Here is a 23,120-nt window from a genome sequence, read left to right on the forward strand (position 1 = left end):
AAAGCCGATTCACTTGGCGTGTTTTAATTCCTGAAAAGTGATTTAATTCGAGAGACAGACCGTTTGTAGATACTGGTTTGTTTGGGTTGTGAAGGTGCCGCTTTTTGTTGAACTGGATAATTATTTGCTGGTACCTTTGGTGTGGCCGCAGTCGGAGCTGAACGCGTCACTGATTGAGAAACCACTCTTCTGGGTGAAGAAATCCGGGCTTCCTGCTGAGGGCTCACGATTGTCGGCTCCCGTTTAGGGGATAAATCTGTGGCCGTCCAGGAAGCTGGCTGAATCTGGTTATCCCGGACCGGCATTGCTGAAGTCTCAGCGGGCGCTGCCGAGGGAATTGGCGGCAGTGAATTCAAGCCGGGACCTGATGGTAATACCGGAACTGCCCGGTCAGTGTCTCTAAAACCATCACGGTTGGAACGGGGGATAAATCGTTCGGAAGGATTTTGTTGTTCAGGATGAAAGTTTTCCTGAAGGTGACTTCGTTTAAGATTCAAGCCAGGCCCCATGTATCCGTTGGGATGGACATCGGGAATGGTTTCCTGTGTACGGTACAGGTCGGAGCGTCGTTCCGGTTCTTTGATCTGCAGGAATTGATCGACCTGCGAACCAGCGTAGTCGTAAACGCGATTTTTCAGGAAGCGATCGCGGCCTTTGGAGATGAACTCGCGGTTAGACAGTTCCAGCGGTCCGACATCAGCGACCGCGGGAGCCCAGCGGAGTCCCATCAAGTCAAACAGGGTCGGATAGATGACCGCCTGACTCATGATCTGGCTTTGTTGCAGAGAACTTTCTGCACTTGGCGTCGGTCGGAACAGGACGCCGACTCCCGGTACGTCCGACAGAAGTGGAACTCCATTAGCAGTTCGCGATGCTTTCAAGGCGATCACAAAGCGGCTGATTTCCCGGAGTTCGTAGTTCCCCAGTTGGACGTCGGTATCGATGAAGTGTTCCTTAATTCTTCCCAGATGCTTTTCGTCAGCCCGAACAGGTTCCCGCACATTGGTACGATAGAGATAGTTCAGATCGAAGACGACCGCCTGACCGTCCGGCTGAATGACGGGGCGAACAGTGAAGCCGGTTCCTGTTTCGAATTTGAACACGGCTGGGTCCGGAATTAAATTTTCAAATGCAGAGCCGAAACGTTGCCCCTGAGATCCCGGTTGTCCTAAGACCTGTTTGTCTAACGAATCGGGTTTGATCGTATATCCCCCCTGCACGTTCTCGCCACCGTTCATGGAGGTAATTGCCAGGAAGGTCGGGTCATTCACCAAGGCGCCATATTCTTTAAACGCAGCCTCGGCAATATTCATGCCTTCGACGATGGCCAACTGCCGTTTGGGGAGATCGAATTCGATCGTCGCCTTGGGGGCGACTTTACCCAGCGAGCGGTTGTTGGTCAGGATGCTGGATGTTTCCATCGAGCCGAACGAAACATTCCAGTAGCGGCTGGCATCACGGGCTTCCTTGAAGGCGGGATAATAAAACTGCGTATTGAAATCGTCTTCCAGTGCGGTGGCGATGCGCTTCAGATAGTTATCGATGTTGGCGGTATGTGCCCGGGTTCCTTCGACCAGTTCGATGAATTTATCCTCTGTCTGGTCGATTTGCATGTCGAGGAACTTTTTGTGATCCAGCGAAAGACGGGAGTTTTTCGCATTCTGTTCAGCAAATTTCAGTTTCAGTCCCGCTTCAAACAGTTCATTGAATGATTTGTCGACCGTCTGGAAAAGTTCGATTGCTTCTTCGTAGATCGGATTTCCACTTTTCAGATATTGAAAGACCTGTGAATTGACCGTTCTCCAATTGGAATAGGCCGTTTGAATACCCGCGGAATCGGTTCCTGCTTTACCCAGTTTTTGGTTTACGTCTTGAAGTTCTTCAACAAAATGTCGGGCTGTATCTGCCGTATGCTCGCTGACATCTTTGATTAGGTAATAGGCACGGGCAATGCGATGAATGTCTCGCATCGAATCCATTTCTTTACTTTCGATTTCATTAAGGTAATGTTGTGCCTGATCCAATTTCTTTTGCATCGCTTCCGTCTGGTTATACCAATACAGTTTTTTTATCGCCTGTCTTGCGTCATTGACATATGCTTTTGTGATTTTATCGAGATCATCAAAATTCGGTTGACCAGTGATCATTAAAGCGACTTTGTTAGAGTTATTTGAACTAAAATTTTCAAATCTAAAATTGAATACTTTATTTCCGTATTTGAATTTTCCCTTTTGCTTGAGAATTACCTTCTTGTACAGTTCATATCCTTCTTTGTTCTTCAGGGTATTAAGATTCTGTCGTACGGAACTCAAGCTCTCTTGAATCATTGAATTTGTAATCTGAATATTTTTTGATGATTTAATTAAAGGTGAAATGTTTGAACTCAGATTGTTTAGGGATTGGGAATTTTGAATTATTTCAGGGAAAAAATTCACTAAGACAACCCAAAGCCGTTGATCAAAAGGAGTATATATATTCTGACCTTCTTCCGGGTCGATAGGAAACAGAGTTTTAATAAGCTGAGCTTTTTCTGCTTCTGATAACGAATTGATGTCGATTGTCTTGTTAACCGCAAATGCCCTTAAGACTTCGTTCACAACCTGTTCGAAGACCCTCTGAAATGAATCAAATTTCTGTGTGACTGCAGCGTATTCATTGCTGATTTGAGAAACGCGTGCCTGTAATCGGGCTGTGGTTTGGATGACTTTGATCTGGCTGTCTTGCACCGATTTTTGTACTTCCGCGAGTGCCTGTTCTTCGAGATCTTCTTTTGCTTTGGCTGCTTTCAGTTCTTCCAGATAGTTGCCGACGCGTTGTTCGATCATGGCGCGTTCCATGACGTGCAGGTTGAGTTCTCGTTCGGTGGTCAGTTTGGCTTTGAAGATTTGTGCCAGCCGGACGAATTCGCGTTGGATCGGCGTCATGGTATCGGTGCCGATGACTTCGTGATCGAAGAAACCCCGGAAGGACTGGAAGTTGGCATACGGTGCCAGCAGGTTCATTTTATGCGGATGTTTGTTCGCTTTCGTAATGCCGCCCTGGTAGAGGAACTGGCATTCTGCATTAGGCAGGTCTGTTTCAATCGAGGCATAAAATCGTGCCAGAATCTGCTGCCGAATGTCGTTTTTGGCTAGTGCCAGCACGAACAGGGCAGACGAGAGACTGGTGGTGTCCATCGAATGAATGGAGAGCAGTTTGTTGCCGGACTGCAGGAATTCGGAATCCATTTCCTGAAGTGCTTCAATGAAATCGCGTCCGAAGAACGCGTACAGATATTTTTCGTCGCGCTGTTCCTGTGTCATCGCGAATCCATCCTGACAGGTGGAGATGGCGACTTCGGAAGCGACGGCGACGATTGCTTTGCGTAACATCTGGGCAGACTGCACGGTCAGAAACCGGCTCTGATCGATTGATTTCTGAATCCGGTCGGCGACGTTTTCCATACGTTTGGCATCTTCGCCGTTGACCTGGATGGTGTGCATCGCAATGCGAACCTGTCCGACGGGGGAATCGATCTGGTTGATCATCGTCCGGATGATATTCACCCCTTTGATCGGACCTCGCAGATGAATCAATCCTTCACCGATGACTTTAATCGTGACTTGTCGAACGGCGTCGTAAGATTCAGGATCACCGTTTCCGATGGTATAAAGATCTGTTTTTTCCGCCCGCAATTCGCTGCGGAACAATGCTGCGCTGAGTTGGTCTTCTTTCAGATCCAGTTTTTTGAGCTCGTCGTCTTCAGTATTCATCTCAGAAGACAGTGTCGAGATATCGCCCCGCAAGTCGTTCATGACCCGCTGAGCATCAGTGATGGCAGACTCGAGTTGGTTTTTGGTCGCGTCATCAATATCGGGGTTGGCACGTTCACGCACCAGGCCGCTGAGAATCTGTTGCTGGTTACGGTATTCGTTTTCTTTTTGCCGCAGTTCTTTTGAGGCGCGAATCGCTTTTTCTTCCTGCAGACGGCGATTGAGGACGGCTGCTTCGTAGGATTCTCTGGCCTGATCGGCTTGCAGCTGGGCCTCCTGGTAGCCTTTATGATTCAGCGACTGAACTTCCGAATTGAGAATCTGTGCAACCCGATGGGCATCGCGATAGTAATACAGCCGCGCGACCCGGGTCACGACTTTGTCTGAAGGATTGAATCCATCTGCAGGGAGATCCCGTTTTTCATATTCATGATATTCCACAAATTCCGTAGTCGGGACCGCGGGAACGGCGGTGCGACTGGCAGAGGCGGAGTCACTACCGGGTTTGTTTAAAACACGGACAAAATTGGTGCCGGGCTGTTTATCGTTCCCCTCCAGCTTGTTGCCGAAAATGTCTTTGAGTTCACTTCCTGTAATCACGAGTTGATAAATATCGGCTGGTATGTTTTCAAATGAGAGTATTACTGCATTGTCATACGACTGGTAGACTCCCTTAGTGATATTCAACGTTTCACCACTCAGAAAGTTGCCGGTACCTTTGCTGGGGATGAGATGGAATATTTTTTTGAGATCAACAGAAGAAAATGGGTCTTTATCATCCCCTTCTAATGGATTCTTGGAAGAAAATTTGATTTTCAGCTTTACCACACCGGGGGCCGTTCCGAAGTTGGGAGGCTGGACGTCGACCACTTCCAAGCCGCCTTTCTGAATGTTGAGCGTGAATGTCTCGCTTTGACTGCTGGAGAGTTGGTCGCCTTGCGCAAATTTAATGTAGAGTTTGTATTGACCGTCGGGTAAGGGGGCGAGAAACTTCGCTGTTTTCATGTTTTCGAAGTCACCAAATCCTATGGGACTGTTCGATCCTTTGGAAAACAGGACATACTGAATATTCTGTGAGCCACCAGAGGTACTCTGAAAGATGGGGGAATTCGTATTCAGGAAGAAAGGCTCTGTAGTAGATATGGCTACCGGTGATTTTTCATCAGAGCCTATCTTGAAAGCAGAAAGCTGTATCGTTCCTGAGTTTTCTGTCAGTGTACTGTTTTGAAGTTGAATTTTGACGGCGTTAGAAAACGAAAATTGATCGCCTTCCTGTCTAAGAATATACAGCGATTCATCAACAATTGCTCCGTCTTTATTGATCTTCAGTGTTGCCTGCCAGGCACCGTTCTGTCCTGGCTGGTAGTCTACTTTCAATTGTTGTGGAGTCGCTGGCAGAAGTTTGCCGCCGCTCTGGTTGAAGAGCATGAATTTTAACGCACGATCCGGGCTGGCATTGGTTCCGGATAAGACGAGATACCCGTTAAATACGTTGAGAGTGTTCTGAAAGTTTGTTTTGGGTTCTGCGTATTTCTGATTCTTGTAGGAAGTGAGTGCTGGTTTCAACGGGTTGATCGCAGCCGGTCTGGGGATCATGACGGTAATCGTTTTTGATTGACCCTTACCTGGTTCGCTGACCCAACTGTCTTTAAACCGGAACTGGTAGATACCATGTTCAAGTCCAGAGAGAGTGTAAGTTTCTGCAGTCGATGAGACTTCGTCTTTGACCGCTTTTATATTTGACTCGAATTGATTGGCAGTCGCTGGAATCGAATCGATCTTCTGAGATTCGAAGACGGCTGTTCGGTCTTTCGATTTCGTAATATTGAGTATCAGATTCGAACTGCGAAGCAGATAACAGGGAGTTCCATTTACGTTGGAATTTGGTTCGGAATAATCAATGGCGAGCATAGAAGGATCGCCGTCACCACTATCTGTAACAATGCCGATTTCAGGGTATTGAGGCTGGTTCTGAATGATGTTTTTGATTTTGAATTCGAACGTTTCGTAGGGAGCTGGTTTATCTTGTTCAAACAGTTTCAATACGTACTCACCCGTCTGCTTGATTTCATGCGTAACCGGGTTACCAAAATCGGCGGCTGGTTTGTTTACTGAAAGCAAAGATTCTTCGGTAGTGCCTGTTTTGCGAAATAGTTCCAGCTTGCAATCGATCTGTGTGCCACTAATGAGAACCGACAGATTTGCGGTGGGACCAGGCAGAAAATATTCGCCTCCATCCGTAATCGAAGTGACCGTGCTGGAGGTTTTGGGAGATTTCACTTCAACGGATTTGATGATGGGATAATTTTTGATCTGGAAAGTGAATGTATCAGATGCAGTCGAACTAGTCGGAAGACTTACCACAATAGTCAAATCACCGTTGACAAAAGTCTGTGGGGGAATGGAATACGTTGCGGTTACTGGGTTCGCAGAGGACGTAGCGAACACTAAAGAACCCTGAATCCCCGTTGCTGCCGGCTGGGTGATATCAGTCGCCCCAATATCACTTCCTTTTGTGAATAGAAATGAAATACTCTTCAGTTCTTCCGGCGTTAGATAAAATATGGGAGCGGTTCCACCAGTACCATCTTTATTGATTGTTCCAACTGTTTTATTATCGACGAGTAAGGAAACGCTTGTCTCATTTGGGGAAACAGTAGGCTGACTATTAATTGCGGCCACTTGTTGCAACACTCTAGTTTGCGGAGCGACCGAGGTAGGGATCGGGCTGGCCTGGCTCGCTGGTGCAGCGGGGACCCTGATTAGATTTGGTGCTTGCTCAAGTTGTCTGGTATGAGAGGAGCCTACCTGCTGGATGGTGGGGGCGGTTGCCGGATGTTGTTGGGTCGTTTGTATCCAGTACATGCCGGCTCCAATGCCGATGGCGGAGCAGAGACAAACGGCCATACAATTCAACAATAAACCGAGAAACTTCTTCATGACGAGGCATCCATGCTTGTTCAAAATGAGAAGGCTTAAGATCTGGATTGAAATTCACTAGTGCTGAAGTGAAATCTCTATACACGTCTGTTTATCGACTTGGGTGAAATTTACACCTATCGATAATTCCAATAATTGAAACCGTAACGATTATCCGGGTCCTAGGGGTTCCTGTTAGTTAGAATGGGTAGGATGGGTGGTGGCAACATTCCGTTTCAAACGCAAAGAACTCATGAAAAAAGCCATGAACTCCATCTGAATGAAGGAACTCATGGCCTGACTGATTTTCAATTGGCACTTAATTGTTATAAGGCGGGGTGCCAAACACGGCATTGCCGCGGCGGCGAATATCGCGGATCTGTCCACTCCGATTGACCAGGATGGGGGCATAGCCCTTTATGGACTTGCTTTCGGCATATTTTGCCGATTCGGACTGGTCCTGTTTATACTCTGAGGGGACGATCGTCTGTTTGGGAATCGTGAGGGGGTACCATTGTCCGTTATCTAATTGCACCAGTAGTTGCAGCGTGATTTCGGCCCGAACTGTCGATCGGGTTTCGAAGTCGAGTTGATATCGTCCATCTTTGGTGATGGCTAACCGCATTTGATCCAGGACCGCCCCCTCTGTTTCAAAGGAGCTTCCATCGCGATGATAGCGCGGCAGAGGGAACGAAGCAGGGAAGGGGAAGGCAAATTCCTTGACCGCGATCTTTTTGCTTTCCGAGGTCTCCAGGTCAATCGAATCAGTATCAGTATCGGAATCGGAGTCAGAATCGGAGCTGGAAGTAGAAGTGTCAGGAGAACGAGATTCAGAAGTGGGGTCAGTATTCATCGCTGTAGTGGGACTTGCAGTGAAGGTATCCGGTGATTGGGTGGTCAGTGAGTCGTTTATTGAAACGGTATGATTTGCATTTGGCGTGCTTCCTGAAAATAAACATTCAAAAACATCGGCATCCGGTCTGGCCAGGTGAACGCCTCGGTTTCGGATCGAAAACGAATGGACTTCGCCGTCCCATTTTCGCTTACCATCAGTCACAACAAGCTCGTCGCCGAGAAGCAGCCTGTATGATTTATCCCAGCCTGAGATGGGCGCCGCATATTTTTCGGTCAGCGGCAATTTTTTACCATCCAGCCAGAAGTGAAGTGTCTGGTCATAAAAGCTGATCACGACATTGTGGATTTCGTTTGCCTTGATTCCTTTTTTGAAATGAACTCCTTGAGATCCTCCATTCGTTTTGCTCAGCCCGTTTTGGTCTAGAGCATTCCCAGCGTCTGTCCTGATCCGAAAAACCAGTTCGTCTTTGTACTGCCCCAGTGTGAAATTCCGCAGATTGGGGTCCTGGGAAAAAGAAACGATTCGCATCAATTCACTCGTTGCCTGCTGGGGATCCATTGTTTTAAAAGTGATATCAAGAGTGAATTCTCCCGACTTTTTACAGGCATCCAGAATCTTGTCGCTATATTCTTTTTCGATGAGTACGCGATGGGTTAAAAAGGGTAGTGTTTCGAGCTGTTTAATGTTTTTGAGGTATGATTCCCTGACGGCTTCGGGAGAGGGCCAGCTAAAGACCGCTTCATTACCCCAGCCTGTGCGTAGGTATTTCATGCATTTTTTCAGTGACTGGATCTCGCGATTCAGGTCGGCAAATTTTCCATTGATCTGATTTTGGAGGGCCTGATCTGCCTGCTGCTGCTTAGTCAGTTCTTTAGTAATCTTTTCGACAAGTGTGCTTAATGAGTCAATTTGTTTTTCATATGCAGAGAGAGCCTGCGCCTGATGTGCCTGTGCGATCTCTCCTTTTATTGAGTCATTCAACTTTTCAAGCTGTTCTGCTAACTCTTCCTTTAATTCGTCTTTGGTGACGTATTTGCGTTTCTTTTTCTTTTTTGAATACCGACTGTTGACGAATTCGAATTCGGAATCGTCTTCCAGGCGGGGATCATCTTGGCTGTTTCGTGATCTGTTTTTGAAGTTTTCCTCGATCAATTCTGTATTACGAGCCATGATGACGGTGGATCGTGCAGTTGTTTTGACCGCGGATGAATAATCACTCTCTTTGTCGTGCCGCTTCACTTTGACAGTGATCAACGAAGTGCCGGGGGGGAGAATTGGTCCAAACAAGAAATAGGAATCGAGTTTGGATTCTTTTCTGATGATCACAGGCTTCGTGGGTTCACCATTGACAAACAGGCTGATCTGATCTCCGGCTATAACGTTCTTCAGCTTGAGCGACAGCTCTCCCTGTTCTGCCAGCCGCGTATCAATGGAACTGATGATTGGTGGCTCTGGCGAGGCCGCCGATACTTTGAGCCAGAAATCAATTATTTTTTTAGAATCATTTGTCGTAATATCAATGGAATACATTCCTGCGGGTAGTCTGGAGATTACTTCTGAAGACCGTCCACCTAGTTTGTTACGTTTCTTCTGTGGAGAAAAGGGAGTGAGCTTGAAAGTGAGGATTGCTTTTTCTTTTTTGATTTTAAACTCAGAATGACACTTTTGAAAAGTCAGTTCCACATTTGAATTCTTAACAGGATCTTTTAAGGGGACATAAGAAATTCTGAGCGGCTGATTTGTCGCTTCGATCTGGGAACTGGAGGAGTCGAGCGTCACCCACTTTCCACCTGTGAGTAATTCGAACTTCAAGTGATCTTTGAGCGGGTTTGTTTCTGCCTCTTTTGAATCCTGCTCTGAATTAACCAAATCATTTCCGAAGTCAGCAGAGTTTCGAATCAGATGCTTGAAGCTGCGTTTTAGTTTTGACGTCTTGGTTTTGGCGATCTGGGTTTGAAAGTTCTGTGTATAGCCTGTGTTGCTGCTCATCCACAGAATTAGCAACATAAGGCACGACGTCAAAGTGATTTGAGATCGGATTGGTTTCATTACGACAGCTTCTCCCGAGTTGACCTAAAGATTGAGTATTCAGTTCCAGGTTTTGTATACCGATGGTTTTTATGTTCAGTTGTGGGTTCACTCTAAACTTTTACTGAGACAAAAGTCAACTGTTTTCATATTGAAGATGGGATAAATAGGATGTTTGTTCCAAAGTGCATTTCGCCTGAAGGATGATGAACGAGATCAGATTCCTGCAGATAACGTCTTTGGGTTTGCTGAGCACTATGGGGCGCCAGTTTACCAGAGTTGCGGGAGAGCCGTCGGTTGGTAAATCATGCTGTATCGAGCAGGTTTATTCTTTTGTGACATTTGTCTTCTTTTTGTCTGTCGAGAGTTTCCGGATGGCATTCTCTGCAATCTCGCGCAGCCACATATCGTCTGACGCGCGCAGCTTGTCGAGATCCGGAATCGCTATTTGGGCCGATGCTCCCATTTCTCCCAAGGCGCGGGCGGCCTCACGTGGGACGCCGAAACGATTCGGGTTCTTTTCGATTAACGCCTTCCGTAGTGCGGGGATGGCTGCCTTGGCAGAGGGACCGATGCCACCCAGTGCTTTTAAGACTGTCTCCCGAAATGTTCCCCATTCCGACTTATCTTCTATTTCGAGGGCCTGAATGAGCACGGCTATGGCGGCATCGTTGCCAATTACACTTAAGGCTTCCACCGCCTCTGACTGAGCTTGAGTATTATTTGTTGGACCTTCGCGCACCTTCCGAACGAGAAAGTCGAATCCTGCTTTGGCCTCCGGTTGGTTCGGGACGATTTTTACCAGTGCAGCAGCTGCCCAGACTTTGACGATCTCAACCTCGTGTATCCCCTCCCAGAGCCCAGAGGTCCTACTCTCTTGCTCCCTGTTTTCGTTGTCCATAAGCACGTCACTCGCCAGAAACCGCTTCAATGTTGGAACTGCGGCTGCTGCTTTGGGACCAATGTCAGCCAGGGCCCGGATGATGTCGAGACGAACGGGCATAGAGGGCATCTCAAAACCTTTTTAATAGTGTAAATAAACACCCAAGAATTACAAAGCTTTCGTAGAGGTAATCGTGATATTCCCAGCGCGTGACAATGCGACGATAGTTGTGGAGCCAGGCAATACTGCGTTCCACAATCCAACGTCGTTTGAAGCGTGGAAGCTTTCGACCATCTTGCGTCGGCGGTTTGACTCTCGATTTTCGATGCGGGCAGATCAGATCGATATTCTTTTCCATCAGCCGTTTGCGCAACGAGTCCGAATCGGCGGCTTTGTCATAAACAAGTCGCTCGGGTTGTCGATTTTGCAATGTGATTTTTTCAAGCAGCGGTTCGATCAGCTTGACTTCGCTACGACGGGCCGATTCTGTGTCGATCGCCACAGGTGTCCCGTGACGATCGACAAAAATCATGACCTTTGTGCCTTTGCCACGACGAGTCGGGCCAACTCTTCTACCCCTTTTTTTGCCGAGGCAAAAGTGCCATCAGCAAAGGTTTCCGAGAAATCAATCTGGCCAGCATCATCCATTCGTTCCAAGATGATTTGCCAGGCAGATAAGAGCCGCCCTTCGATCGTCCATTGCTGGAAACGTCGATGGCACGTCGCTTTTGAGGGATACTCTCTTGGTAAATCTTTCCATCGTGCTCCTGTCACCAAAATCCAGAGAATGCCTTCCAGGCAATCTCGTGGATGGGCTTTTGGACGTCCTCCCTTTTTGGAAGGGGGAGTCCAGGGAAACAGTTTTGCGACTAAAGACCATTGTTTATCGGTCAAAACGACCGGGCGTTCCGTCCTGGACGCTGTTTTTGTGGAAACCCGTTTTCGTTTGGGCCACCAGACCAGCGTCATATACATAAGAAATTCTCCTTTCAGGAGAACACTTCATGCAAAAGACGCGCCAAACCGTTCACTTTTTTTGACGTTATGAGACAACCTCTAGTGTAGCCAACATCGTAATATGCATCCCACCGTCGTTTTTTTGTGAGTAAATGATCATTCAGATCGCGCACAGCAGATTGTGCCCTACCATGGAACTTGCCCAGGGTCTGTGCTGATGCAGCCACAATGTCACCATTGGCGTTCTTTAATCCTTCAACAAGCAACGGGATGGCCAGCGTCCCTTTCGGGTCGGCATCATGAAGTGTTGTCAGGGCGGCTTCGCGAACGAAGTCTTCTTCTTTGGAACGACGAAACACGCTTTCAAGGAGAGGCACTGCTTTTTGAGGGGTGACGCCTACTTTCCCAACGGCACGAACGGCATCCCAGCGAACCCATTCGTCATCGTCAGTCAGGAGGTTTTTTAGTGCGTTGAAGGAATGATTCGCGGGGGGACCAATTTCTCCGAGCGTTTTCGCGGCATATTGGCGGACTGTCTTGTCGCGGTGACTCAGTGCTTTAATCAGTGAGGGAACCGCTGGTGGTCCAATCTCTACAAGTACCTCAGACGCAACATCTTGAACGCGCGGGCCGAAGAAGTTGAATTCTACATCGACTGGTTTACCTGGATCATTGAGTGCAGCAATCAGCGGCTTGATGGCGATTCTCGCCTTCGGACCGAGTGCTTTCAGTGAACGTGCCGCAGCGTATCGCACCTTGGGGTTGTCCGATTGCAGCAAATTCACCAACTCTGTAACTTCGTCCGCTCTGAGTTGAGTGGCAAGCAGGAGACAACAGAGGAAGACGAGCAAGCATTGTATCTGAAGCAAGTCTGTTACCATTCGCAAGGTTTCCAGAAAAAAGTCGCTCACCGGCGCCGCTGAGTAAAAAATTCCTGAAGGATAACAGGCCGACAGGGGGCTGCTAAGCGCTTCTTGTATCGTACCTGATTCGGGACCAAATATATAATTTTTCTTGCATTAATCTGAGTCTATGTACAGAATAGATGTAGTGTCTCAGCGCAAGACTTTATGGATCATGATTTTGACTGTTGCAGTTTGACTGGAGCAGTATTAAGGGGCGTGTGTCTGTTTCATCCAGCAATCGAACAACTTCGCGCTGGTGAATTAATTTTCTGATCAGAGTTGCCAAGCTCAACTTCTCTGTGCTGCACTGCGTTCTTAGATCTCATATTTTAGTATTCCCTGCTCAGATCAAATTCCTTGAAGAGAGAGCAAGATATGACAGCAGAAATTGCTGAGGATCAGGTTGGAGAATTCGTCGGTCGTGTCCGCTCAATTCGAGAGAGTCTGCATCAGGTTGTGGTCGGACAGGATGAAACGATCGATTTATTGTTAACTTGTGCGTTAACCGGATCGCATGCTTTGCTGGTGGGGGTCCCCGGACTGGCCAAAACTTTGATGGTCAAAGCGTTGGCATCCACTTTTGACTGGAAGTTTTCCCGCATTCAATTCACTCCCGACCTCATGCCTTCAGATATTACGGGGTATGAACTGCTGGGGAAGCGGAATAATGACGATTCACCCACAATGACGTTTCGGCCCGGGCCGGTGTTTGCCAATCTGGTGCTGGCCGACGAAATTAATCGCGCAGCGCCCAAAACACAATCGGCCATGCTGGAAGCAATGGCGGAAAAACAGGTCACGGTTGGGGGGCAGACATACAGTCTGGAAGATCCCTTTATCACGATCGCCACACAGAACCCCATCGAACAGGAAGGTACTTATCCTTTACCTGAAGCGCAGTTGGATCGGTTTATGATGGAGATTCGTATCGAATATCCGCAGCCGGATCAGGAAGAAGAAATTGTCATGAAAACGGCCGGAGGCGTTCCCGCTCTTCCGGACGCCGCCCTTGATCGAGAAATGTTTCTCCAGTTGCGAGATCTGGTGTTAGCTGTTCCCGTGCCCCGGAATGTCGCGAAATTCAGCGTCTTACTTTGCGGTTCCAGCCGTCCGCAAGATCCGCGTGCCAGCCAGTTTGTAAAAGATTATATCTCGTGGGGAGCAGGACCCCGGGGTTCTCAGAATCTGGTCATCGCCGCCAAAGCACACGCCTTACTCAAGGGAAGAACCGCTCCCACTGAGTCTGACATCATGGCGGTTGCTCTACCGGTATTAAGACACCGGATTTGTATCAATCACCGCGCAGTGGGAGATGGTGTATCGACCCAGGATGTGATCGAACACTTATTGAAAACAGCGCAAGAGTAAAAAACTCCCGAGCCATTTCGTTATATGTTTACTAATCAGATGAGTACAGATTCAAAAAGCCCGTTTCTTGAGCTAAAAGCATTAGCTGCTTTGGAGCATATGCGATTCTCAACGCGGCAGCGCATTGAGGGGGCCTATAGTGGACGGCACCAGTCTCGCCAAAAGGGAGGAGCAGGAGAGTTCACTGACTACAGGGAATACTCGGATGGAGAAGACCTGCGGCGGCTCGACTGGAAAGTGATGGCGCGCACCGGCAAGGCATATGTGCGGCTTTTTCAGGACGAAAAAAATCTGTTATGTACCCTGGCCATCGATGCCAGTGCCTCAATGAAATTCGGAGCACAAAGCAGTTCAGACCTGCGGGGCTCCAAAATGGAATATGCCCAGTATCTGTCTTCCGCTTTGTCGCATGTGATTTGCCGTGGACAGGATCAGGTAGGACTGGCAATTCTGACCGATCGACTGCAGGAGTATCTGTTGCCTGGAAGTACACCAGGGCATGTTGCTCATATTCAGCAGCTGATTTCAGAGATTCAGCCCGTGCCGGAAACCCGTATGTCCGGGGCAATGCAGCAGCTATTTGAACAGAGTAAGTCGCGCGGCGTTCTGATGTTGATGAGCGATTTTCTCGTTGAAGATCTAGATGAGTTGTTTGCAGCCGTGCGTTTGTTTCGTCACCGCCAGTCAGAAGTCATCATCCTGCATCTGATTCATCCTGATGAAGAACGGCTGCCTGCAGGCACGGCGTATCGTTTTGAAGGTCTGGAGAATGAAGGGAGTGTCGATTGTTCGCCGGCTGAAATACAGTCGCTCTACCAGCAGCGTTTCCAGGCGCACACCGACTCCGTACGAACCTTGTCGCTTACGAATGGATGTGACTATCTGCGTATATCGACGGCGATTCCCTATCTGCAGACGCTCGGGGAATTTCTGGTTGAACGAGAGGGGTAACTCAACGGGATAGAAGGAATCATGAGCCTGTTTCAGGAAGCCTGTTTTTTTCAGTGAATGAATTAAAAAATGTTTTTACATCCGTGGATCTTGTTACTGGGAGCGCTGGCCATTGGTTTGCCGTTGCTGATTCACAAACTGACTCAGCCGAAGCCAACCCGTGTACCCAGTTCCACAATTCGCTTCATTCAGAGTGCGGTGCAACAGCGTCGTAAACATCACCGGTTGCGCGATTTTATTGTTTTAACGTTGAGAACGCTTGCCGTCGCTTTGCTGACCTTTGCACTGGCACGCCCTCTGATCGGTCTGCAGCGGCAAGAGGAACCCGTCGATCAGACCAGGGTCGTTCGAGTTGTTGTCATGGATTTGAGTCAGAGCATGGCAACACGAATCCGTAACGTCGAGCTTTTTGAGCGTGGGCGACCACTGGCGTCGAAAAAGCTGGGATACCAGGCCGATCTGAAGGCAGATCTGATTCTGGCAGGTGCGCGATCGAGGGCCGTGTTCGGCACTCCTTCCACAAACCTTCCCGCACTACAGCAGGAACTGGCTGCAGCGGCTCCCCGACCGGAAAAGTTAAACGTCCAGCTGGCTTTGAATATGGCTTCTGATCTGTTGCTTCAGGAAAGCGGTGAAAATACTGATATTCGGCGTGAGCTGGTCTTTGTGAGCGACTTTCAGCGTTCGAATTGGGCCAATGCAAACTTTTCCGTTCTGCCTGAGGATACTGAAATTCAACTGCTGTCTGTGGCTGGTGAAGAAACGCCGCCCAATCTGGCAATTCTCAATGTTTCCACGCAGGGCCGGGCAGAGGTGGGGCAGGAATTGCAGCTTGTGGTCGACGTCGGGAATTATTCTTCCACACCGCGACAGGTTCAGGTCGACATTGCTCTGGGTGATGCCGTCTATCAAATCAAAGGACTCTGTTCGCCCCGTTCCAGAACAAGATTGTCCGACAAAATCATTCCCCGCGAAGCGGGCTGGTTAACCGGTGAGGCAAAGCTGGTGGGAATCAATGATGCCCTTCCGGTCGACGACCGTCGCCCCTGTGCGATTGAAATTCGACAACCTCCGGCCTATGTGCTGATCACCAGGCAGCCCGCCAACCAGCGACCCTCTTCGAGTTACTATCTTGAACGTGGTCTGCTGCCCGTGGAACCGCGAGATACTCAAAACAGTTCTAGGCTGGTCCGACTGGATCCGGACAATTTTGATACCCAGGTGCTTGCAGAGGCAGATGTGATTGTGCTGGACCATCCAGGTCGACTGTCGCTCGAGGCAATCAGACATCTGGCTGCATTACTTCGCCGCGGGCGGGGAATTCTTTATGTAGCTGCGGAGCCGATCGATGCCACCAACTTACGACTGCTGTCTGAGGCAATTGGTGAGGGGGGGCAATTGCCGGTCGATTTTTTCCCCCCTGCGTTAACGGAACGACGCCAGGACCTGTTGCTGACAGAGCCGCAGCATGATCGTGCACCATTTTCCATTTTTGGCGACAACCTCAATGCAGCAATCGAACCGTTACGTTTTTCAGGCGGGCTCTCTTCGCGTCGCAAAGAAAATGCATTGGAAGACGATATTCTCGCTTCCTTAAGCGATCGATCAGCGCTGCTGGTTGTCAGCTCGCATGATTCCGGAGTTCTGGCTGTCTTCAATGCGGATCTGGGGAGTTCCAACCTGCACCAGTCTCCGATTTATGTGCCCCTGCTGGCCGAGCTGGTGCAAAACTACATCCTGCACCGCGGGCAGGGGAATGAGGAACGGATCTGCGGGGAAGCCTTTGATGTCGATCTACCCGCCGAAACAGGTAGTCTGCAGGGATTGAAAATCAGCGGCCCTCGTCTTCAAACGGAAAGTCTCGGGAGCCTTTCTCAGGAAGCGTATGGTCTGGTCTGGAGTGCTGAGGGGATTGACAAGCCCGGCGTCTATCGAGTCCAGCGTCAACAGGGCACAGAGTATGCATTGGTGGTGGCCCTGTCACCGGACGAAAGCGATTTAAGGAGCCTGACTTCCGAGGTTTTACAAAAACGTCTGGCTGGGGAACGCCGGATCCAATTCAATACGATTGATCATACTGAAGCAACTGAGACCGATCTGATCTGGACCTGGCTGGCGATCGCCTGCATGTTCTGTCTGATTGGCGAGATTGTTGCGCTCAAACTGTTTCGTACCTAAGACTGATTACCAGATTGATTGAAGCGATCAAAGAAAGTTCAGCTGAATGTTTCAAGGGCTCACCATTGAACCTTTAATCTCGCCTGCGTTGTGGATGACTCTGGCGATCCTCTCAGCTGCCCTGCTGTTCTGGTATGGCAGGGAGCGGGTCGGTACGTTGTCGAAACGACGCTGGATCTGGATCCTCAGCTTAACGGGGCTCGGGATGGGGGCCGTTCTGCTGATTTTACTCAATCCGATCTGGGTTGAACCGATTGCGCCGCCCGCCGGGAAACCCCTGTTAACAATCCTGATAGACAACTCCGCCAGTATGGACATTGCGGACGTGGAAGAGGGCAAAACACGTTTTCAGTCGGCAATCAGAATCGCGGAAGCATTGACGAAAGATCTTCAGTCTCGTTTTGATGTGCGAATTAGAAAATTCTCCGGTAACACCTCTCCCACAGACTTGAGTGAATTGCCGATGATCACACCCGATGGATCCTTCACCGATTTGACGGGGGCGATCACGTCCGGTATTACCGATGATCGTCCGCAGGGCCAGGCTTTGTTTCTGCTCAGCGACGGCATTCACAACGGGCCGGGGGGGATCGAATCTCTGCTGGACGTATTACGGACCACAAAAGCGATGGCGGTTCCCGTATATACGAAAACCCTGGGCGGCAATCTGCAGTTGAAGGACCTGGAACTCCTGCTGAACCGCCCGCAGGAACTATCGTTTGCGGGGCAGAATGTACCCGTCGAAGTGGCAGTGAAACAACGCGGACTCGTAACTGATAAAGCGACGGTCAGCCTGCTGTCTGAGGGCAAAGAAATCGAGAGCCATGAAGTGCGGCTGGCAGCCGATGCGACGACGAACGTACTTTTCAATGTCAAACAAAAAGTGCCAGGGCTGTATCGATATGAAGTCCGTCTGAAACCGTTATCTCAGGAAGCCACTTCGGCTAATAACTCGGCGACATTGCTGCTACAGGTTGTGAAGGAGCCGATCCGTGTCTTACTGCTGGAAGGGAAACCGTACTGGGATGGAAAATTCCTCATGCGAACTCTGGCTGCCGATCCTTCGTTGGAACTGGATGCGGTCGTTAAAATGTCAGAAACCAGATATCTGAAACGGTCACTTCGTCTGCAACCAACAGCCAGTTCAGGCAATCCCGATTCACCGGCTGCGGACATTCAGCGGACCGAATCTTCCACGGTACTCTCCGATCCGCATGCACTGCTGAATGATGTGAAGCAGATTTCACAATACCAGGTGATCGTGCTGGGGCGAGACTCCGAATGTTTCTTGTCGGAAGCGCTGGTCGAGCGATTGAAAAACTGGGTTTCACGCGATGGCGGATCTTTAGTCTGCTATCGTGGGTCACCGGTGGCCAGCGTCAGCCAGGAGTTGGCACAAATGTTGCCGGTGCGCTGGTCGCCGACCCGGGAATCCCGTTTTCGCATGAGTCTGACCGATCGTGGTGCAAACCTGAATTGGCTGGTGCCTTCCGCAGAAAGTGATCAGAGCATGCTCAATCAACTACCTTCGCTGACCACGCACGCAAAGCCAGAGCGCCTGAAGCCGCTGGCGGTTGTGCTGGCCCGTTCACAAAGTTCCGCAGAAAGTGATCCTGTTGTCATGTACCAGTCTTACGGCACAGGACGTGTTGTGACAATTGAAGGCTCCGGAATGTGGCGCTGGGCGTTTCTGGCACCGCAGTTCCAGAAACATGACGAAATTTACGGTTCTCTCTGGCAAAGTCTGTTGCGCTGGCTCGTCTCCAGTGTGGGGCTGGTGCCCGGCCAGGATATGGTCTTAAGATCGGAAAAAGTCAGATACGCCACCGATGAGCCCGTCTCCGCTTTGTTACTGATGCGCGAAGACGCCAGCGGGGATGCGGTCCCGTCCGTTGAGCTGACTGATTCTACTGGAAAAACGCTCGACACTGTCACACCGGTTCCCCTGGGAGATGAGCCGGGAGTTTATCAGGTTTTGTTTGGTCAGTTGCCAGAAGGCCGCTATCGTTCTTTTATCAAAAATACAACAGGAAAAACGGATCAAAGATCGTCCGAGATCGCCTTTGATGTCCGTCAGCAGTTCCTGGAAAAAATCGAGGTGGCAGCCCGCTCTGATATTATGGCGAGAATCGCCAGTGAAAGTGGGGGTACCGTGATCGAGGATCCCAATCCAGAGCAGTTCGCCCGGGAATTTCAGGAACACCTTTCCGATTCACTTCCCCAGCGGACCGTTCGCTTTTCCGCCTGGGATCGCTGGTGGGTATTAATATGTGTGGTGCTGATCTGGGGCACGGCCTGGGGAATGAGACGGGCAGGGGGATTAGTATGAAATGTTTACATGCTGCCGAAACGTCGGAATGGAGCAGACAGATGCGATCAATTTGTAGACTGGCTCTGAATGCCATACAATACCTGATACGAAGCGCCGTCGATTGTTATCCAATCATCAAAAAACTACTGCGGATCACCGTCAGGATAAGACCTGGTATTTCCGGACTGGATCTGCGGTTCATCATCTTTTCAGACACGAGGAAATCGTGATGGCCCATCGATTGTTAACCGAAGTTCTCTTAAAGCTTCGACGCCGCAAACTTTGGATCGAAGGGGGATCCGCCTTCGGTTGGGGGCTGGCTCTGGGGCTGGTGTGCCTGATTCTGGGCATCTGGATGGATCTGCTGTTTGAATTCACTCCCGCCCTGCGGATTGCAACTCTCATTCTGGCACTGGCGGCCTGCGCAGTACTGATTTTTGTAATGTTGTTTAAAGCTACGCTCCAGAATCACGCGCGGATGATTGCCGCGCGGCTCGACAATGTTGCTGGCACTCAGGGGCAAATCTGTTCCGGTCTCGAACTTTCGCTGATGAACGGTTCCTATTCCGGTTCTGCTAACCCGGAGTTGACGAGCGCGCTGGCAGAAATTGCTGTCAGCCGAGCCGCGGACTTGGCGGCGCAAGCAGATTGCTCCCGGGCCATTCCGGTCGATCCCATGAAACGCTCGTTTCTGGTATTTGCCGGCCTGCTGGTGATTCCGATTTTCTTTGCGCTCCTGTTACCGCAGCTGGCTGCAACAGAGTGGAACCGGTTTGTGAATCCGTCCGGTGATCATCCTCCATATTCACACATCCGATTTCAAGTCGATCCGGAAGGGGCACAGCTCGTTTTTGGAGCAGGGATTGATATTCACGTCACACTACAGGGAACCCCGGCCGACGATCTTGAGCTTGTGCTTGAACCCTATAACACACAGGTTACCTACCAGGAGCAGTCAAAGATCGAACCTTTGGACGTGCTCCCGATGTTCGCTGAAAGTGGTAATCGCTGGAGAGCAACGATTTCCGACATTCGGGATCCGCTGACTTATTATGTGCGTACGCGGGATGCGCGCAGCCGTCGATTTCACATCGAAGTGATCACCGTTCCGAAAATCGTTGATGTTCGTGTTCAGGTGATCGCGCCCCGGTATACCGGTCTTCCGGATTATGAAGGGCCGATACCCCGAGATGGTCTGTCCGGTCTGCCTGGTACGCAGGTGAAAGTCACCCTGTCCAGCAACCGCCCGCTTTCCGGCGGAAAGCTGAACTATCTGTCGAAAGGGGAGCAGCAGGAGTTTGTTCTGAATCCGACTGAGACAGGCAGCGAAGAAGTCAGGGGGACGTTTACGATTCAAAAGCCAGGCCAGATCGTGCTGTCTGTGGTTGATATTGCTGGTCAGGAATCAAAAGATACGGTGACTGCGCCGGTCACACTGCTGCTCGACGAGCGTCCGTTTGTCCGTCTCCTGCAGCCCCAGTCGCTTTCATTGTCCACTCCGACGGCCAGAATCCCTGTTGTGATATCAGCCGAAGATGATTTTGGGCTCTCGCGACTGCAATTGTTTCGCAATCTGAACAACTCGCGTTTCCTGCCCCTGGACATTCCGTTTTCAGAACCGTCTCCCGTGCATGCGCATGAAGTCGTGATGTTGCCACTGGCTGAATACGGTCTCGAAGCGGGAGATGAAATCCGGGTGTTTGCCCGGGTGGAAGATAACGACCCGAACACGGGAGTTCAGGATCCGGCAAATCCAGAACGCATCATTGGCAAGGGATCGGAAAGCTCGGTCGCGGTGATTCGGATTATCTCGCAGGAAGAATTTGAAAGCATGCAACGCAGTCGCAATGGTCTGCAGATGCTGATGTCAAAATATCAGCAGGCCCGCCGCCGCATGGAATCTCTGGCGGAGAAAATGGAAACGCTGCAGAAGAAAATCGAACAACTGCCGGCAGATTCCCCTCTGAAAAAAGAAGCCCTCAAGGAACTGCAGGAACTGACGAAGTCGATCGCCCAGGAAGCGGAAACGCTGAAAAAACTCGCCGACTCACAACTTCCTTATCAACTGGATCAGGAACTGTCGCCTGGACTGAAAAAACAGGCTGAGGCATTAAAGGACATGTCAGAACAGCTGCAGAGGCTGACCAAAAATAAAGAGGCCACAAATAAACAGACGGCGGAACAACTGAGTGCGATGTTGGACTCTCTGAAATCGCAGCGTGAGCAACTTGACTCGGAAATGATGGCACCACTGGAAACTCTCTCAAAAATCATGCCGTTGATGCTGGATCAGTCCCGGTTCGTTCAGCTTTACAAACAACAGCGGGATCTAGCCAGTCGCCTGGAATCTCTGAAAGAGAAATCTGATACCGATGATCCCGTTTTAAAAGCACGCATGCGCGATCTTGAAGCCGAGCAGAACATGATTCAGGAAGAACTTGTTCAACTACTTAATGATATCGAAGAACATGTTGAGCAACTGCCACTGGAACCGCGGTTTGAGGAATTACGTAAATCGGCTCTGGAGTTTGTTAGCGCAGTCAGAGTCAGTGGAGCCGCAGAGGCGATGACGGAGGCTGCTCAGGGACTGGCAAAATTCTCCGGTACACAAGGGCACTCCGGGGCACTGAAAGCAGCCGACATACTTCAGAAGTTTCTGTCACAATGTGAGGGAGTCGGCCAGGCTGGGCAGAATGCGTGCCGAGGTGGTTTACCAGGATTCAATCCTTCGCTCGGCGATTGTATCGGGCAAACGATCAGTCAGTTGCTGAAAGAAGCTGGTTTTCGCCCCGGTACTGGAAAAGGAAATGGAATGGGATCCGGAGCCGGTGGGGGCTTCAGTGCCAGACGCAGCACGATGCAGAATATCGGCCTCTACGGCGAAACTCCCTTTATGGATCAGTCTGCAGCGCATCAGGGCTCATCCAGTGATCAGGCACGCGAGGCCCCCGGTCGTTCTGGTGGGCAGGCGTTTGCGCGGCAGGAGGAGCGTTCGTCTTTTAATACCAGCGGTGCCTTTCAAGCTTCTGGGACAGGGGAAGCCGCAGTCCCACTGAAATACCGACGAAAAGTGGGACGCTATTTCCAGCGGATCGCTGATGAAGTCGGAGAACAATAAATTGATATTACCTGGTGCTCAGTCCGTACCCAGATGGTTTTTACTGAGAAAAGGAGAATCAGATGATGGTAACCCCCAAAAAATTAGATAGAAAATCGAAACAAAAATGGTTTCAATTGACTGTGCTGCTGGGGGCACTTGTTGTTTGGGGGATGCATGGTGCTGCTCAGCAAGTGACCCCTCGAAAAGCGAAATCGCAGGCGGCCGCTTCGACTTCTGGTACGCCAGAATCCAGTCAGACAGAGTCGGACAAAAGCAAAACACAGCAACGAGTTCCAGATCCCAAGCAGGTCGGTCGGGAGTCGGAAAGCATTGTCCAGGTCGCCAACCTGGTTTATGCCGGTGTCAAAAGCAGCCAGTGTTTTTCAGATCACTTTCTGGTTGAAGTCGAAAAACATTCAGCGATCTCTACCAGTCGTCGATTCCACGCGGTCAAACTCAGTTCCGATGAACTGTTCAATTTTCCGATGGTGATTATGACGGGAGAGGGGGAGTTCCGGCTGACCGATGCGGAGCGGAAAAACCTGAGAACCTACGTTGAACGAGGGGGGCTGCTGCTGGCTTCCGCAGGCTGTTCATCGGGAGAGTGGGATCGCTCATTCCGCAAAGAGATGGCCACTGTCTTTCCCAAAAATTCACTGAGCCAGATCGCAATGAATCATCCCGTTTTTAACACGGTATTTGAAATCAAAAAATTAGTGGCCAAACACGGGAAGCCGCGTCCGCTCAATGGAGTTTCGTATGAGGGACGACTGGGAGTGATTTATTCCCAGGACGGCTTAAATGATACCGCACATACTCAAGGTTGCTGCTGTTGTGGCGGTAATGAAATCAAGAACTGCGTCCAGATCAATGCGAATATTCTCGCTTACTCATTGATCTATTAGTACATCG

Annotated in this window: 12 protein-coding genes; 6 read left to right on the plus strand and 6 right to left on the minus strand. The window is 49.9% G+C overall.

The window, feature by feature from the left end; translation table 11 throughout:
* Window positions 1-23: 23 nt before the first annotated feature.
* From Pan241w_RS09650 to Pan241w_RS09675, 6 genes are all read right to left on the minus strand, one after another.
* Complete coding sequence (locus Pan241w_RS09650) at window positions 24-6,692, minus strand: mitotic spindle assembly checkpoint protein MAD1 (protein ID WP_145214348.1); 6,669 nt, start codon at window positions 6,690-6,692, stop codon at window positions 24-26.
* A gap of 298 nt (window positions 6,693-6,990) precedes the next feature.
* Window positions 6,991-9,516 (minus strand): coiled-coil domain-containing protein, encoded by a 2,526-nt coding sequence (locus Pan241w_RS09655; RefSeq protein WP_145214351.1) that lies wholly within the window; start codon window positions 9,514-9,516, stop codon window positions 6,991-6,993.
* A gap of 364 nt (window positions 9,517-9,880) precedes the next feature.
* On the minus strand, window positions 9,881-10,567 hold the full coding sequence (locus Pan241w_RS09660) for a HEAT repeat domain-containing protein (RefSeq protein ID WP_145214354.1): 687 nt from the start codon (window positions 10,565-10,567) through the stop codon (window positions 9,881-9,883).
* A 1-nt stretch (window position 10,568) separates the two neighbouring features.
* Window positions 10,569-10,970 carry a transposase gene (locus Pan241w_RS09665; protein WP_145209663.1) on the minus strand — a complete coding sequence of 134 codons (402 nt, stop codon included), beginning with the start codon at window positions 10,968-10,970 and terminating at the stop codon, window positions 10,569-10,571.
* Window positions 10,967-11,413 (minus strand): transposase, encoded by a 447-nt coding sequence (locus Pan241w_RS09670; RefSeq protein WP_145209666.1) that lies wholly within the window; start codon window positions 11,411-11,413, stop codon window positions 10,967-10,969. The genes Pan241w_RS09665 and Pan241w_RS09670 overlap by 4 nt, the downstream gene beginning before the upstream one ends.
* 14 nt (window positions 11,414-11,427) lie before the next feature.
* The gene (locus tag Pan241w_RS09675) at window positions 11,428-12,276 is read right to left on the minus strand and encodes a HEAT repeat domain-containing protein (RefSeq protein WP_145214357.1); all 849 of its coding nucleotides are present in this window, start codon (window positions 12,274-12,276) and stop codon (window positions 11,428-11,430) included.
* A 399-nt stretch (window positions 12,277-12,675) separates the two neighbouring features.
* On the opposite strand from Pan241w_RS09675, the gene Pan241w_RS09680 reads away from it, so the two are divergent.
* The 6 genes from Pan241w_RS09680 (at window position 12,676) to Pan241w_RS09705 (ending at window position 23,113) form a co-directional block, all read left to right on the plus strand.
* Window positions 12,676-13,668 (plus strand): AAA family ATPase, encoded by a 993-nt coding sequence (locus tag Pan241w_RS09680; RefSeq protein ID WP_145214360.1) that lies wholly within the window; start codon window positions 12,676-12,678, stop codon window positions 13,666-13,668.
* 39 nt (window positions 13,669-13,707) lie between these two features.
* Window positions 13,708-14,619, plus strand: a complete 912-nt coding sequence (locus Pan241w_RS09685) for a DUF58 domain-containing protein (protein WP_198000437.1) — start codon at window positions 13,708-13,710, stop codon at window positions 14,617-14,619.
* Window positions 14,620-14,688: 69 nt separating this feature from the next.
* Window positions 14,689-16,797 (plus strand): BatA domain-containing protein, encoded by a 2,109-nt coding sequence (locus Pan241w_RS09690; protein ID WP_145214366.1) that lies wholly within the window; start codon window positions 14,689-14,691, stop codon window positions 16,795-16,797.
* Between the two features lie 46 nt (window positions 16,798-16,843).
* Window positions 16,844-19,126, plus strand: coding sequence for a vWA domain-containing protein (locus Pan241w_RS09695; RefSeq protein WP_145214369.1), 2,283 nt, complete (start codon window positions 16,844-16,846; stop codon window positions 19,124-19,126).
* A 211-nt stretch (window positions 19,127-19,337) separates the two neighbouring features.
* The gene (locus Pan241w_RS09700) at window positions 19,338-22,226 is read left to right on the plus strand and encodes a hypothetical protein (RefSeq protein ID WP_145214371.1); all 2,889 of its coding nucleotides are present in this window, start codon (window positions 19,338-19,340) and stop codon (window positions 22,224-22,226) included.
* A 62-nt stretch (window positions 22,227-22,288) separates the two neighbouring features.
* Window positions 22,289-23,113, plus strand: coding sequence for a DUF4159 domain-containing protein (locus tag Pan241w_RS09705; protein WP_145214375.1), 825 nt, complete (start codon window positions 22,289-22,291; stop codon window positions 23,111-23,113).
* Window positions 23,114-23,120 lie beyond the last annotated feature (7 nt).

It is taken from the genome of Gimesia alba (assembly GCF_007744675.1).
Classification (GTDB): Bacteria; Planctomycetota; Planctomycetia; order Planctomycetales; family Planctomycetaceae; genus Gimesia; species Gimesia alba.